Here is a 14958-nt window from a genome sequence, read left to right as displayed (position 1 = left end):
GGCTGTTCAACGGCTTCGCCGCCGGCACCGGCAAGGAGGTCTACTTCGACGACCTCTCGCTGAAGGAGATCGTCGCCCCGTTCGGCCCGCAGTGGTCCGGCGGCCCCGACGCGGGCACCGGGTCGGCGTACCGTTCGCTCTCCTACCCGGCCTCCGACCTGGTGGAGGTCAAGTACACCAACGACACCGTGGTCACCTTCGCCAAGGGCAACGACGGCAGCTTCTTCCCCCAGCCCGGGGCGGAGCAGCTCACCCTGAAGACCACCACAGCCGCTTCGGGCGCGGTGGTCACCTCCTTCGGCCAGTGCCTCCAGGTGCCGAACGGCGCCCCGTACAACGGCGCCACGCTCCAGTACGCCCCCTGCACCGGGGCGGCGAACCAGCAGTGGACCTACGAGGACGACCACACCCTGCGGATCCAGGGCTACTGCCTGGACAACCCCTGGGGCGCCACCGCCGACGACACCGCGGTCACCCTGTGGAGCTGCGGATCCGGCTCCCCCAACCAGCTCTGGGACCTCCAGGCGAACAAGTCGCTGGTGAACCGTCAGTCCGGCAAGTGCCTGGACGCCTACCGCGGCGGCGTGATCTGGAACTGCTGGGGCGGCGCCTGGCAGCTCTGGGACGTCCAGACCAAGGGCACCACCTACACCCTGACCGACCTCGACGGCACCACCACGACCTTCGCGCGGCAGGCCGGCTCCGAGGTCTACCTGGTGACCGGCGAGACCGGGCCGGACACCGGCTTCGCCACCCGGATCTCGTACGACACCACGGACGGGCGCGCCCTGCCCAAGCGGGTGGTCCCGCCGGTCGAAGCCGGCGTGGACGACCGCAACCACTGCACGGTCGATCCGCTGCCGCGCGGCTGCAAGGTGCTCGACTACGACTACGCCACCGCGACCACCGCCGTGGCGGGCACGCCCGGTGACTTCACCGACCGGGTCCGTTCGGTGAAGGTCTGGTCGTGGAACCCGGCCACCTCCAAGCAGGAGGCCGTCGAGGTCGCGCACTACCTGTACGACGAGCGCGGACGCCTGGTGCAGACCTGGGACCCGCGCCTGGCGACCCCGCTGAGGACGACCTACGGCTACGACACCGCGGGCCGGGTCAGCAAGGTCACCCCGCCCGGCCAGCTGCCCTGGGACCTGGAGTACGGCCCGGCCGGCTCCGACCAGGACGCGAACCGGCTGCTCAAGGTCCGGCGCGGCACGCTGGCCCCGGGCAGCACGAACCAGGTCAACGGCGAGGCGGCCACCGAGGTCGTGTACTCCGTCCCGCTGACCCGAGGCGCGGGCGGTCCGTACGACATGTCCGGTGCCGACGTCGCGCAGTGGGCGCAGACCGACGCGCCGACCGACGCGACCGCCGTCTTCGGCGCCGACGCCGACCCGGCGGTGAACACCGCGACCCCGTCCTCGCCGGGAGCGGACGGCTACAAGCCGGCTGCGGTCCACTACCTGAACGCCTCGGGCCTGGAGGTCAACACCGCCACGCCGTCGGTGACCGCCAAGGGTGACATCGCCACCGCGGAGTACGACCGGTACGGACACGTCGTCAGGTCCCTGGACGCCACCAACCGTTCGATCGCGCTCGGCGCCCACCCCGACGCGGCGAGGTTCGCCGCGGAGCTGGCACTGCCCGCCGCCCCGGCGGACCGGGCACGGCTGCTCGACTCCCGCACCACCTGGTCCAACGACGGTCTGGACGTCCTGGAGACCCTCGGTCCGCAGTACCGGGCCGCGCTGGCCGAGACCATGGCCGGGCAGACCAACCCGGTCACCGTCACCTCGGAGGCGGAGACCCTGCCGCAGCTGGGCGCCAACTACCCGCTGCAGATGGACGCCAACTGCTGCGGCGTCACCTGGTCGGGCGGTGCGCAGCTGAGCCTGCGCGGTACGGCCGCCGGTGCCGAGGACACGGTGCGGGTGAGCGTGCCGGAGGAGGGCGACTACGTCCTCAGCGGGCAGCTCACCAAGTCCACCGACAACGGCGTGGTGCAGCTGTCGATCGACGGGACCAACCTCGGTTCCGCGGTCGACGAGTACGCGGCCGCGCCGGCGGTGGCGCCGTTCACCACCGGGGCACCGATCCACCTGACCCGCGGTGACCACTCACTGAAGGTGCTCGTCACCGGCACCAACACCGCCTCCACCGGCGAGCGGTTCCACGCGGGCTTCGACACCTTCACCCTGACCAAGACCACCGTCAACCCGACCATTCCGGCCGGGACTTCGGTGCTGGTCCGGGACCACAACACCAACACCTACGACGAAGGGAAGCCGGACGGCAAGGCGTACCACCTGATCACCACCTCCACCGACGGCGCCCGCATCGACGGCTACGCCACCGACGCCGAGCTCCGGGTCACCAAGAACGGCTACGGCACCCCGATCGGCGGCACCTCCGGCTGGGTCCTGAGGACCCCGACCTCGGTGACCACCGACGCGGCCGGCCAGGCGCTCACCACCACGACCCGCCTCGGCCAGCACGGCCACCCGGAGGAGGTCCGTCAACCCGGCGCCACCACCACCGACGCCGGCACCGTGAAGACGGTGTACTGGACCTCCGGGGCCAACGCCGCCGACGCTGCCTGCGGCAACCGTCCCGAGTGGGCAGGTCTGCTCTGCACCAACGGCCCCGGCGGCGCGATCACCGGTGCGGACTCGGCACGGATGCCCACGACCCTGCCGGTCAAGCGGATCACCCGCTACTCCCGGCTCGACGACGTCGAGGAGACCGTCGAGACCAACGCGGGCAAGACCCGGACCACGACGGGCGTCTACGACGCCGCCGGCCGGCCCCTGTCCTCCGAGGTGACCGGTACCGAGGGCCAGGCGGTGCCGAAGACCGTCACCGAGTACGACCCCGCGATGGGGGCGACGCTCCGGACCGTCGCCGGCTCCAAGTCGGTGACCAAGGTGATCGACCAGCTCGGCCGGGTGGTCTCGTACACCGACGGCGACGGGGGCACCACCAGCACGGAGTACGACAGGTACGGCAAGCCGACCAAGGTCACCGACCCCACCGGCACCGTCACCTACGCGTACGACCGGGCCCAGGAAGCCCGCGGCATGGCCACCTCGGTGACCGACAGCCGGGCGGGGACGTTCACCGTCAAGTACGGGCCGGACGCCCAGGCCGAGGAGCTCGTCTACCCCGGCGGCACCGTCCGCAAGGACGTCCGCAACGCCTCCGGCGCCTACGTCTCCCGGACCTACACCCGCGCCTCGGACGGCACGGTGATCTGGTCGCAGTCCCAGGAGGTCTCGACCCAGGGGCAGGTGAACCGGGACTCGGGTTCCACGTCGGTCAAGAGCTACGCCTACGACCGCCTCGGACGGATCGTCAAGGCCGAGCAGAGCTCCTCCGGTACCGGATGCACCACCCGGTCCTACACCTACGACACCCACTTCAACCGCACCGCCCGGTCCGTGTCCGGGCCGGCGGCGAACGGAGGCTGCTCCACCGCCGCACCGGCCACCGAGGCACACACCTACGACAGCGCGGACCGGATCACCGACCCGGGTTACCAGTACGACGCCTTCGGCCGGACCACCCGGACCCCGAGCGGCACCGTGCTCTCGTACGCGGTGAACGACCTCGCCGTCGGCCAGGAGAACGCCGACACCCGGCAGTCCTGGAGTGCCGACCCGGCCGGACGGACCGCCGCACGCACCGTCAGCAAGAAGCAGACGGACGGCAGTTGGTCCACCAGCACCTCCCGCCTCGACCACTACGGCGACGACACCGACAGGCCGCGATGGACGGTCGAGGACACCACCACGGGCACCTGGACCCGCAACGTCCAGGGGCCCGGCGGTGACCTCATGGCCACCGTCACCAGCACCGGGACCGTCCGGCTCCAGCTCACCAACCTCTTCGGCAGCGTCGTGGTCGACACCGACCCCGCCCTGACCGCACCGGTCGCGCTGGACTTCGACGAGTTCGGCGCCCCCGCCGCCGGCCAGGGCGCGACCCGCTACGGCTGGCTGGGCGGCAAGCAGCGCTCGGCCGAAGCACTGGACGGCGTCGTCCTGATGGGCGTGCGCCTCTACAGCACGGGCACCGGCCGCTTCCTGTCGACCGATCCGGTCGCGGGCGGCAACGCCAACGCCTACGACTACGTCTACGGCGATCCGCTGGGCAGCTACGACCTCAGCGGGCGCTTCTGCGTGACCGGGAAGAACTCCAACGGCAGCTGCAAGGGCGCGCACCTCTGGGCGGCCCACAAGGACTACGTCGTCCACCAGGCCATCAACCTCGGTGTCGGCATGGTGGCGAGCACGATCGCGTACTCGTCCTGCGGCGCCGCCGAAGCCGAGGTGGGCTGCACGATCGTGGTCGGCGTCAGCGCCGCGGCGCTTATCGGGACTCCCCTCCACCTCGTCGCCGACAAGGCGATGGGACACAAGACCACCGGTCCGGAGGCCGTCAACTACCTCTTGTCCTCGGCCCAGAGCGGTATGTTCGGCAGTGCGTTCAAGGCCACCCACGGGGGCACGGGCCCAGCGGGGTACGCCACCGGGAAGGCCTGGAGCGGAACCAAGACCGCGGGCAAGGCGACCATGGCGCAGGTCCAGACCGCCAGGGCAGCCATCTGGCAGGGCTCCCTCAACGGATTCTCGATCATGGCGAAGTTCGCGGCCTACCTGATCCTCTACGCCCGGGTCACCCTCGGGCTGTAGCTCACTGACCACGCCGGAGGGTGGTGAGGGGACGGGGCGACCCGTCCCCTCACCACCCTCCCTTCCTTTTCCGGCACGTCAGTTCCCGCCCGCGATGATCCGCTCCGTCAGCTGCCGCAGGGCGGGCAGCGCCGCGAGGGTGGCCTTGCGGCGGGCCGTCAGGTCGGTGGCGGTGTTGATGCCGAGGTCGGCGACGGCGGCGGTGAAGTGCGGGGTGAGGCGTTCGTGGGCGTCCGGGGCGTCGACGGCCAGCACGGCGTGACAGCGGGCGAAGGTGGCCACCGTCCAGTACATCGCCTCGCGGTGGTCGCCCCGGGCGACCAGGTGGTGGGCGGCGTCGACGGCGACCGGACGGGCCTGCGGGGAGATCTCGGCGGCGAACGGGGAGGGGGTGCGGGCCGCCGCCACGGTCTCGTCGAAGGTGACGGCCAGGGTGTCGAGGTGGTGGCGGACCTGACCGGGGGTCAGGTCCTCGGCGCCGAGCAGCCGCAGCAGCTCCGGGTAGCGTTCGGCGAGGCCGAGCTCGGCGAGCGCCTCACGGGCGCGCAGGTAGCGCAGCCGCAGGGCCGGGTCCCGCAGGGCCGCGACGAGCACCAGGTGGGTGGTGGCGGCCGTCGGGAAGAGCCAGCCGGCCACCTGCCGGTACCAGGGCAGCGCCGGATCGTGGTGGCCGAGCCCGGTGGTGATCTCCTCGTGGACGCTCAGGCAGCGCGCCCGCACCAGGTCCGGCTCGGCGAACCGCGCCGCGACCTCCCGCTGGATCCCGCCCAGCACCCTGCCCGGGTCGTCGACCACCACGCCGTGCCGCAGCCCGGGCGCCAGGTGGTGGTCCGTCAGCACCCGTTCGGCGGAGTCGATCCGCTCCCGGGGCAGGTACGTCACCTCCAGCGGCACCCCCTGGTGCTCGACCCTGTCGTGCCGCGGGCCCTCCCCCTCCTCGGCGGTGACGAGCACGACGTCCAGGCCCGGGCCCTGCGGCAGTTCGGCTCCGGCGGGCAGTGCGGTGGTCGAACCGGTCAGGTACGCCCCGAGGTAGCCGGAGCGGGTTCGGCCCTCGGTGGTGATCCAGTGGCGGGCGGCGGCCCGTGCGGTGTCGAGTCTCACGGGCGCCATTCTGTCCGCAGGCCCGGCCCGGGGCGTCCTCGCCGAGCCGTACGGCGTGGCGGACCGTCCCGTCGGCTGTCGCCCGGTGCCCGGCGGTGTTGAAGTGGGAGGAGGCAGACGAACCGCCTCGACGGAGGTCCACCATGACATCCCGGCACGGACTGACCGACGACCAGCTCAAGACCCGCCACGAAGTCGCCGAGCGCCTCGAACGGGCCCTGCGCGAGGCCCGCGCCAAGCTCGCGGCCGACGGCCTCGACTTCGACCCCACCGGCGGCGACTTCTGCTTCCGCTGCGACTGCGAGTCCTGGAAGCCGCGCACGCCCCCCGACATCAACCACTGCGCACGCCCCACCTGCCGGCACAGCTTCGTCCAGCACAACGTCCTCTGAGCGACCGGCGCGCCGTGGCCCCGCTCGGCCGCGCGGCGGCCACGATCGGGGCATGTGCCACTACTGCGGCTGCCGCGAGATCCCGCTGATCAAGGAGTTCATCGCCGAGCACGAGTCGGTGACCGACCTCGCCGGGAAGGCCGTCCGCCTGCTGGAGCGGGGCGACCTCGACGGGGCCGGGCGGCTGGCGGCCCGGATGGCCGAGGAGCTGCGCGCGCACTGGGACGGCGAGGAGCGCGGTCTCTTCCGGGTGATGGGTGGCGATCCGGAGTACGCCGCGTACGTCGGGGCGCTCATCGCCGAGCACCGCGAACTGGCCGCCTTCCTCGGACGCCTCGACCTCCACCTGCCCGACCAGCGGGCCGCGTTCGTCGCGGCGGCCGAGGAGCTGCACCACCACATCGCCAAGGAGGAGGACGGGCTCTTCCCCGCCGCCCTGACCGCGCTCACCGGCGACCAGTGGGACACCGCGATGGCCGCCTGGCAGACCGTCCACCGCCCGGACCGCCCGGACCACCCGGACCACCCGGACCACCCGGACCACCCGGTGATCCATTAGCGGCCCCGGGCCCTCGTCCGCAAGCGGATCGTCGAATTCCCCGGCCGTACGACCCCGTTCCGTCCACTCCGCCCCGGGCCGGGCCGGCGGCGCCCTAGGGTGCGTGCCCATGGAACACGATCTGATACGGGAGTCGGCGCGGGCGGGGCGGGTCGTGCTCTGGGAGGAGTCCGCCCGGGACGGCGCGCAGGCGAAGACGCTGATGTCGGCGGACTTCCGGGTGCGGCTGGCCGTGGAGCAGGGCCGGATGTTCGGTGCCGACGGGCCCCGGCACGTGGTGTTCGCCGCCGGGTTCCCGGCCGTCTGCGGCGAGGAGTACGAGGCGGTGCGCCGGGTCGCGGCGGAGGCCGAAGGGTCGGTGAGCGTCGCGGCCGTCTGCCGGGGGCGGACGGCGGACGTGCGGCAGGCCGTCGCCTCGGTCCGGGGCAGCGCGCACGCCCGGGTCATGGTGGTGGTCCCCGCCTCCGAGGCGATGGCACGGGTGATGACCCGCCAGTCCGCCCGCACCGCGCTGGAGTCGGCGGCCGAACTGGTCAAGCAGGCCCGGGACGTGGACGCCTCCGTGGCCGTCGACCTGTGCTTCGCGGACGCCGCGCGGGCCGACCACGCCCTGATGGCCGCCCAGGCGGGCGAGTTGACGGCGGCGGGCGCGTCCACGGTGGTGCTGGCCGACACCGTGGGACGCCAACTCCCCACCGAGGCCTCGGAGATGTTCACCGCCGTCGCGGCCGGGGCGGGCCCGGACGTGGTGCTCGCCACCCATCTCCACAACGACCTCGGCCTCGGCCTGGCCAACACGGTGGAGGCGCTGCGCACCGGCGTCCGGGTGGTCTCCGCCTCCTGGCTCGGCCTCGCCGAACGCAGCGGACTGCCCGCGACCGAGCAGCTCCTGCTGCTCCTCGCCCACGACCCGGCCCGTGCCGCCACCCTGCTGGGCACCGACGCCCCCGCCTGGTGGACCACCCCCGACCTGACCGCCCTGCCCCGGCTGGCCCGGGCGGTCGCCGAGCACACCGGCCACCCCCTGACGGTCACCATGCCGGTGGTCGGCACCGGTGTCGGCACCATCTCCACCGGCACGCCGTTCGTCGATCCGCGGCTCTTCCAGCCCTACGACCACGAGCGGGTGCTCGGCACCGCCCCGCACGTGGTGCTCACCCACCTCGCCAACGCCCGCGTCGTCCAGGCCGTCGCCACCCGCCTCGGCCACCGCCTCGACGAGGAGCGGGCCCGGACGGCGATGGCCTGGGCCAAGGCCAGGGTGTACCGTACCGGCCGCGCCGTGGTGGAGGACGAGGCCTTCGCCGCCTACCTCGACGGCCTGCAGTCCGACGGCTCCCGGGAGGCAGCGAAGTGACCGTCCCTCAGACCGCCGAGGCGGTCCGTGCCGCCCTCCACCGGGGCTCCGCCGTGGTCCTCCCCAACCCCGCCCCGCTCACCCACGTGGTGGCCGGCACCGACCCGCTCGCCGTCAACGCCGCCAAGGGCCGCCCCGCCGACCAGGCCGTCGCGCTCTGGGCCCACCACCCGCACACCCTCGCCGCCCTCGACGGCACCCTCGGCCTCACCCCCGGGGTCCGCCGCCTGCTCGCCGAGGAGCGCGTCACCCTCCTCCTCCCCCTGCTCGCCGAGCCCCCCGGCTGGCTCGCCCCGGCCACCCGGGACGGCTGGACCATGCTCTTCGGCGCCCGCTGGGAGCCCGTCCTCCCGCTGCTCGACGACCACCCCGTCCTCTACGTCAGCAGCGCCAACCGCACCGGCCGGCCGCCGGCCGCCACCGCCGCCGAGGCGCTGGCGATGTTCCCTCCCGAGGTCCCCGTCCTCGCCTCCGCCGCTCCGCCCTCGGACCGCGCGGCCACCACCACCCTGCGCCTGCACGCCGACGGCCGCCTGGAGCTGCACCGCCACGGCGCCCAGGACCGCCCCTTCGCCTCCCCGGCCGCCTACCTGGCCCACGTCCGGAGCGCCTACCTGGACGGCCCGGCGGGGTGACCGGGCCGCCGGGCCGTCCAGGAGCCGGTCAGAACGCGGGCTGGTCGTTGATCTCCGCGATCTTCCGGTCCGTCAGGCGCACGGCGTACCAGACGTCCTGGTCGGACTGCTCGCCCCAGACCTCCGTCAGCCGCACCGAGGCGTAGCCGTACTCCTGCTTCTCCTCGTGCACCCGCCAGTTCCCCGGCACGTTCTGCGCCCGGAACACCGGATCCGCGTCGTTCTGCCGGGCCCAGGCGTCCAGCCGGTAGTTGAGCTGCGGCAGCAGGTACCGCTCCCGCACCGCCCGCGGATCCTCCCCGCTCTCCCCCAGCACGGCCGCCCGGTACTCCTCGAAGAACGTCAGCACCTGCTGCGCCGCCGGCGTCCCGGCCCGCACCTCGCTGTCGACCCCGATCCCGACCCTCACCGACGGCGCCGCCACCGCCTGCACGGGCACCACCGCCAGACATCCGCCCACCACCAGGGCAGCCGCCACCACACGTCGCATCGCACTCGAACGGTTCATGCCTGAAGTCCACCACCCGCGCGCATCTCGGCCCAGCACCGACAGGAGTGAATTCCCGGTCCTACAAACCGACTTCACTCCTCCCGCTCCCCGATCACCAGCAGGTGCAGCGAGACCGCCACCAACTCCGGCCGCCGGTCCGCGAACCGCGCGGCGGCCAACGCCGCCCGCAGCGCCCGTTCCCCCAAGTCCCGTCGCCCGGTGCGGCGTTCCTCCGCCCGCAGCGCCTCGAACCGGGGCCCGTGCACCCCGTGGACCGCGATCCCACCGAGCCCGGCCCGCCGTGCCTCGGCCGCCAGCTCCGCCGGGTCGTGGTAGTACGAGGTGGGTCCGTCCGGACGGCTCCTGAGACCGGTCTCCGCGATCTCCAGGGCCACCTCGGACTCCAGGTCCAGCAGTTTGGCGTACCGGTTGAGCCCGGCCGCGGCCACCACCCCGCCCGGCCTGACGACCCGACAGGCCTCCGCCCACGCCCTCTCCCGGTCCGCCCCGTCCGGCAGGTGGTACAGCGGGCCGAGCATCAGCACCACGTCGAACGACCCGTCGTCCTGCGCCAGCTCCCGCGCGTCCCCCACCCACGCGGTCAGCCCCTGCGCCCTGGCCTGCCGTACGTGCCCCTCCACCGGGTCCACCACGACCACCCGGTGGCCCTCCTCCACCAGCCACCGCGCATGCACCCCCGGCCCGCCCCCGACGTCCAGCACCGAGGCCGGCGCCCCCGGCAGCCGAGCCCCCAGCAACTCCCTCGTCCGCACCAACTCCAAGGTCCCCGTGGTCCGCCCCGAGGTGAGCCTCCCCGCCTCGTCCCCCCGCCCGTAGAAGCCACTGATCTCCGGAAGCAACTCCACCTGAACCCTCCACCCGTCGGCCCGTCCGCCAAGCGTGGCAGGCACCACCACCGCACCGCGGCACACAGGCCGGAGGTCACCTGTCCGCCCGGGATCCCGGGCGGACAGGTGACCTTGGTCCCCTCCGGGCGTTAGCCGGTTCTTGTCACCGTGGAAGTGGAGGCGTCGCCGCGTGACGGGACCGCGGCCCTGCGGATCGTGCGACCGCAGCCTTCCCCACCAGGGGCGCCCGGACAGGATCACTCCCGTGAGAGGCCGCACCACCGCTCCCCGAGGCACCGACCTTCCCGACCGCACCGCCCCACCTCGCCGCAGCCACGCCAAGGCCGCGCTCTGGTCCTGCCTGGGCCTGGCCGTCGCACTCGCCGCCGGCAGCGGCCTGCTCGCCGTGGAGCACCGCGAGGACGCCGCCTCCTCGTCGGCGCAGCTCGACTCCCGGCTGCTGCCCACCCGGCGGCTGCTGAACGACTTCGTCGTCACGGTCCACCTGGGCGAGGCCGCCCAGCGCGACCACCGGATCACCGGGGAGCCCGCACTGCTGAAGCACCGCACCGTCCAGGCCGAACAGGCCCGGCGCCTGGCCGGCGTCCTCGTCCGCCTCAACGAGGGGACGGCACTGGCGGCCGGGACCACCCGGCTGGCCGAGGAGACCGAGCGGTGGCGCGGTTCGACGCCCGCCCCGGACGCGGACCGGGTGCTGACCGAGGTTCAGCAGCTCTCCAAGGACCTCCGCCGGGACAGCGACCTGGCCCAGTCCGGGGCGGCCGCCGGGCGTGACCGGATGCTCCTCAACCTCTCCGCCTGCGCCGCCGCCCTGTTCGTCCTCCTGGGCTCCGTGCTCGCCCTGGTGTGGCGGCGGATGCTGGTGCCGCTCGGCGAGTTGGAGAGCTACCTGCGGCGCTCGGCGGGCGAAGGCACCGATCAGCCGCGCCGGGCCCCGCGGCGGCACACCGGGTGGATGGCCGGCGCCTGGCTCGGCGCCGAGGGGGCCAGGCAGCGGCAGCGCGAGTCCGACCGGGCCGCCCGGCGCGACCGCGAGGCCCTGGAGCGGGACGCGGCCACCTCCCTGGGCCTGCGTCAGATCCTGGTCTCCGGCGAACGGCCGGGGCCCGGCGTGCGGGCGCACGGCGACATCGTGGCCGCCGAGGGCCTGATCGCCGGGGACTGGCTCGGCGTGCTCCCGATGCCGGGCGGTGCCACCGCCGTCTTCCTCGGCGACGTCTCCGGCCACGGCATCGAGGCCGGCCTGCTGGCCGTCCGGCTCAAGACCGTGGTCGAGGTGGGCCTGCGGCTGGGCCGGGACCTGGACACCACGGTCCGGGCGGCCTGGCAGGCGCTCTGCGGCGAGGACGAGCGCTTCTCCACCCTCGCGCTGGCCGTGCTCGACCCGGCCGCGTCCACGCTGAGCTGGGTGAACGCGGGCCACGGGGAGCCGTTCCTGCTCCGTGCCGACGGCACCGTGGAGCGGCTGGCCGCCACCGGCCCGCTGATCCACCCGCTCCTGGAGCCCGCACCGGGGACCTGGCACACCGCCACCACCGAGCTGCACCCCGGCGACCTGCTGACCCTGTGCACCGACGGCCTGACCGAGGGCCGCCGAGCGGACGGCGAGGAGTTCGGCGAACACCGGGTGGCCGCCCTCCTCGGCGGCCTGTCCACCCCCGAGCGCGAACCCCTCGACGTCACCCGGGCGCTCTACCGTGCCGCGGAGGGCTTCGGCGTCGACTGGCAGCGGGACGACATCAGCCTCCTGATCGCCACCCGGCCCGCCGCACCGGCCGCCTGACGGCGGCTCAGCCGGACCGGCCGGACCGGCCGGGGGCGCAACGGCGAGGGGCGGACCGGCGAGCGGCTGACCCGCTTGGGGTGGACCTCAGTCCCCGACCCGGCCCGCCTCGATCCGGCGGCCCTCGGTGGTGGTGACCACGACCGGAACGCCGTCCGGCACCTCGCCGTCCAGGGACGCGAGCAGACGGTCCACCGGCGGGAGCGGGTCCGGGGTGCGGACGGTGACGTAGAGCGTGCGCCAGTGGGCCTGGGTGTCCACCACCTGCGCCTGCGGGGTGTCCGCGAGCCACTCGGCCGCCGCGTCCGCGGTCCGGGCGGTCCACAGGTGCACCAGGACCGTCCCGGCGGTGCTGGCCCCGAGCATCAGACCGACGGCGGCGAACAGCGCACCCACCGTCAGGTAGCCCCGACGCCGCGGCCCGCCGCCGGCCTCCGTGCCGCCGAGGGCCGCGAAGACCACCATCCCGGCGAAGACCAGCGCCAGCAGGTTGGAGAGGAAGAGCACCAAAGCTCCGAGCGAGAGCCACCAGGCCCCCTGGCCGGCACAGACCCCGACCACCACCAGCGGCGGCACCAGGGAGATCGCGATGGCCACCCCCGGCAGCACGGCGGCCACGTCCTTGCGGGCCAGCGCGACCGCTCCGGCGAAGCCGGTGGCCAGGGCCGCCACCAGGTCCAGCAGCCCGGGCGAGGTGCGGCCCGCCACCTGACTGTCCGACAGCAGGTCGTAGGAGGCCGGCACCACCAGCGAGGCCAGCGCCCCGACGGCCACCACCAGCAGCGCCCCGCCGAGCACGAACCTCCCGGCCGACCCGCCGCGTCTGCGCACCGCACCGAGGGCGATGCCCATGATCGGCATGGAGAGCGGAGCGATGATCATCGCGCCGATCACGGTGGCCGTGGAGTCGGTGAGCACACCCCCGGCGGCGATCACCGCCGAGAGCAGCAACATCGTCCAGAACGCCGAGCGCTTGGCCCCCACGTCGCCGAAGGACAGGTCGAGGTCCTCCGCCAGGTCGTCCAGCGACCGGCGCTGATGAGCGGGCAGCACCAGGCTGCGCAGTCCGTCGAGCATCCGTCATACATGCGCCGGCACGCGCCGCTCCACCACCGGATCGGCCGGAACGCCACCCGTCCGGAGCCGTCCCACGGCGGAGCGGACCGGCCGGGGGCGGTAAACCGACGGGCCGTCAGGAGTGGAGCGGGACCGGGGGCTTGACGGCCTCGACGGCTGCGACCAGGGGGGCGAGCTCGGGGTTGCGGGCCGCCTCTTCGAGGACCTCGCGGAGGGCGCGCTCGTTGGTCGGCCGGGCCTCGTCCAGGAGCCTGAGGCCGTCCTCGCTGACGTTGGTGTAGATGCCCCGGCGGTCGGTGGGGCAGAGGTAGCGCGCGAGCAGGCCCCGGTCCTCCAGCCTGGTCACCAGGCGGGTGGTGGCGCTCTGGCTGAGCACGACCGCGTCGGCCACCTGCTTCATCTGCAGGTGCCCGCCCTCGCCGTCGTGCTGGCGGCTGAGCACGTCGAGCAGGGAGTACTCGCGCACGCTCAGCTCGTGCTCGGCCTGGAGGGCGCGCTCGACGTGCGCCTCGATCCGGCCGTAGAGCACGTAGAGGGCACCCCACCCGTTGGCGAGGGCGGTCAGCGCGGGGTCGGTGGCGGTCATCGGCCGGTCTCCTTCCGTCTGCGGGATCAGCCCCCAGGATACGGCCCCGAGGGCGCTACCGGCCCGAGCCGGTAGGACGCCCCTGCAAGCGCTTCCCCATCTCTGGCGCGATGCCCGCATTTGCCGATTGCCCGCGCCTGCAACTATTGTCGAAGCACGTAAGGCGCACAAGCAACAACCGTACGGAGGGCAGCCATGCCTCTCGCGCTCCTCGCCCTGGCCATCGGGGCATTCGGCATCGGGACCACCGAGTTCGTGATCATGGGTCTGCTGCCGCAGATCGCCGCCGACTACGGCGTCACCATCCCCAGCGCCGGCCTGCTGGTCACCGGCTACGCCCTCGGCGTCGTGGTCGGCGCCCCGTTGATGACCGCGCTCGGCACCCGGATCAGCCGCAAGACCATGCTGATGCTGCTGATGGGCCTGTTCGTGGTGGGCAACCTGCTCTCCGCCGCCGCCCCCACCTTCCCGCTGATGCTGGCCGGCCGGATCGTCACCTCGCTCGCCCACGGCGCGTTCTTCGGCATCGGCTCGGTGGTCGCCGCCGAACTGGTCGCCCCCGAGAAGAAGGCCGGCGCCATCGCCACCATGTTCACCGGTCTGACGGTGGCCAACATCGTCGGCGTCCCGCTCGGCACCTTCATCGGCCAGGCCGTCGGCTGGCGGGCCACCTTCGCCGGGGTCGCCGTGCTCGGCGCGGCCGGCCTGCTCGGCATCGCCCGCCTGGTCCCCGCCACCCCGCGCCCCGAGGGCGCCCACCTGCGCCGCGAGCTGACGGCCTTCCGCAACCCGCAGGTGCTGCTCGCGATGGCGATGACCGTGCTCGGCTTCGGCGGGGTCTTCGCCGCCATCACCTACATCGCGCCCATGATGACCAACGTGGCCGGCTACTCCGAGGGCTCCGTCACCTGGCTGCTGGTCCTGTTCGGCGTCGGGATGTTCCTCGGCAACCTGCTCGGCGGCCGCTACGCCGACCGCAAGCTGATGCCGATGCTCTACACCACCCTCGGCGGCCTCTCGGTCGTGCTCGCCCTCTTCACCCTCACCGCACACAGCAAGGTCCTGGCCGCCGTCACCGTCCTGCTGGTCGGCGCCCTCGGCTTCGCCACCGTCCCACCGCTGCAGAAGCGCGTCCTGGACCAAGCCCACGGCGCCCCCACCCTGGCCTCCGCCGTCAACATCGGCGCCTTCAACCTCGGCAACGCGCTGGCCGCCTGGCTCGGCGGCATGGTCATCTCGGCCGGCCTCGGCTACACCGCCCCCAACTGGGTGGGCGCCCTGCTCGCCGCCGCCGCGCTGGTGCTGGCCCTCTGGTCCGCCGCCCTGGAGCGCCGCGCCCCGGCCGCCTCCGCCCCCGTACCCACCCCCGCCCTCGTCCACCACTGACGAACCGTCACCACCGCACCGAAGGAACCACC

12 protein-coding genes are annotated in these 14958 nt (G+C 73.7%); 7 read left to right on the top strand and 5 right to left on the bottom strand.

All coding sequences use genetic code 11. The features are described 5' to 3' along the window. The coding region (locus ACWCYY_RS26920; protein ID WP_449797515.1) for a ricin-type beta-trefoil lectin domain protein at positions 1 to 4688 on the top strand (4688 nt) is incomplete at its 5' end. Between the two features lie 78 nt (positions 4689 to 4766). Here the strand turns inward: ACWCYY_RS26920 and ACWCYY_RS26915 are convergent. Further along, positions 4767 to 5792, bottom strand: coding sequence for a hypothetical protein (locus ACWCYY_RS26915; protein WP_345279604.1), 1026 nt, complete (start codon positions 5790 to 5792; stop codon positions 4767 to 4769). A gap of 143 nt (positions 5793 to 5935) precedes the next feature. Here ACWCYY_RS26915 and ACWCYY_RS26910 point away from each other — a divergent pair, with 143 nt between their 5' ends. From ACWCYY_RS26910 to ACWCYY_RS26895, 4 genes are all read left to right on the top strand, one after another. After that, complete coding sequence (locus ACWCYY_RS26910; protein WP_345279602.1) at positions 5936 to 6184, top strand: hypothetical protein; 249 nt, start codon at positions 5936 to 5938, stop codon at positions 6182 to 6184. 52 nt (positions 6185 to 6236) lie between these two features. After that, complete coding sequence (locus ACWCYY_RS26905; protein WP_449797514.1) at positions 6237 to 6743, top strand: hemerythrin domain-containing protein; 507 nt, start codon at positions 6237 to 6239, stop codon at positions 6741 to 6743. Positions 6744 to 6852: 109 nt separating this feature from the next. Further along, positions 6853 to 8100: a 2-isopropylmalate synthase gene (locus tag ACWCYY_RS26900; protein WP_449797513.1), complete on the top strand. Its 1248-nt coding sequence runs from the start codon at positions 6853 to 6855 to the stop codon at positions 8098 to 8100. After that, entirely contained in the window at positions 8097 to 8735 is a 639-nt protein-coding gene (locus ACWCYY_RS26895; RefSeq protein ID WP_449797512.1) for a Sua5/YciO/YrdC/YwlC family protein, read from the top strand. The genes ACWCYY_RS26900 and ACWCYY_RS26895 overlap by 4 nt, the downstream gene beginning before the upstream one ends. A 28-nt stretch (positions 8736 to 8763) precedes the next feature. Here the strand turns inward: ACWCYY_RS26895 and ACWCYY_RS26890 are convergent, their stop codons facing one another. Continuing rightward, complete coding sequence (locus ACWCYY_RS26890) at positions 8764 to 9243, bottom strand: hypothetical protein (RefSeq protein WP_345279594.1); 480 nt, start codon at positions 9241 to 9243, stop codon at positions 8764 to 8766. 74 nt (positions 9244 to 9317) lie between these two features. Next, a complete protein-coding gene (locus ACWCYY_RS26885; RefSeq protein ID WP_345279592.1) occupies positions 9318 to 10091 on the bottom strand; it encodes a class I SAM-dependent methyltransferase in 774 nt (257 codons plus the stop codon). 247 nt (positions 10092 to 10338) lie between these two features. On the opposite strand from ACWCYY_RS26885, the gene ACWCYY_RS26880 reads away from it, so the two are divergent. Then, positions 10339 to 11877 carry a PP2C family protein-serine/threonine phosphatase gene (locus tag ACWCYY_RS26880; RefSeq protein WP_345279590.1) on the top strand — a complete coding sequence of 513 codons (1539 nt, stop codon included), beginning with the start codon at positions 10339 to 10341 and terminating at the stop codon, positions 11875 to 11877. A gap of 87 nt (positions 11878 to 11964) precedes the next feature. On the opposite strand, the gene ACWCYY_RS26875 is transcribed toward ACWCYY_RS26880, so the two are convergent. After that, on the bottom strand, positions 11965 to 12954 hold the full coding sequence (locus ACWCYY_RS26875; protein ID WP_449797511.1) for a DUF389 domain-containing protein: 990 nt from the start codon (positions 12952 to 12954) through the stop codon (positions 11965 to 11967). Positions 12955 to 13069: 115 nt separating this feature from the next. After that, positions 13070 to 13540 (bottom strand): MarR family winged helix-turn-helix transcriptional regulator, encoded by a 471-nt coding sequence (locus ACWCYY_RS26870; RefSeq protein WP_345279584.1) that lies wholly within the window; start codon positions 13538 to 13540, stop codon positions 13070 to 13072. Positions 13541 to 13735: 195 nt separating this feature from the next. On the opposite strand from ACWCYY_RS26870, the gene ACWCYY_RS26865 reads away from it, so the two are divergent. Continuing rightward, a complete protein-coding gene (locus ACWCYY_RS26865; RefSeq protein ID WP_449797510.1) occupies positions 13736 to 14926 on the top strand; it encodes an MFS transporter in 1191 nt (396 codons plus the stop codon). Positions 14927 to 14958 lie beyond the last annotated feature (32 nt).

This window comes from Kitasatospora sp. NPDC001664, from assembly GCF_053596675.1.
This window is presented reverse-complemented; position numbering and strand designations above follow the sequence as displayed.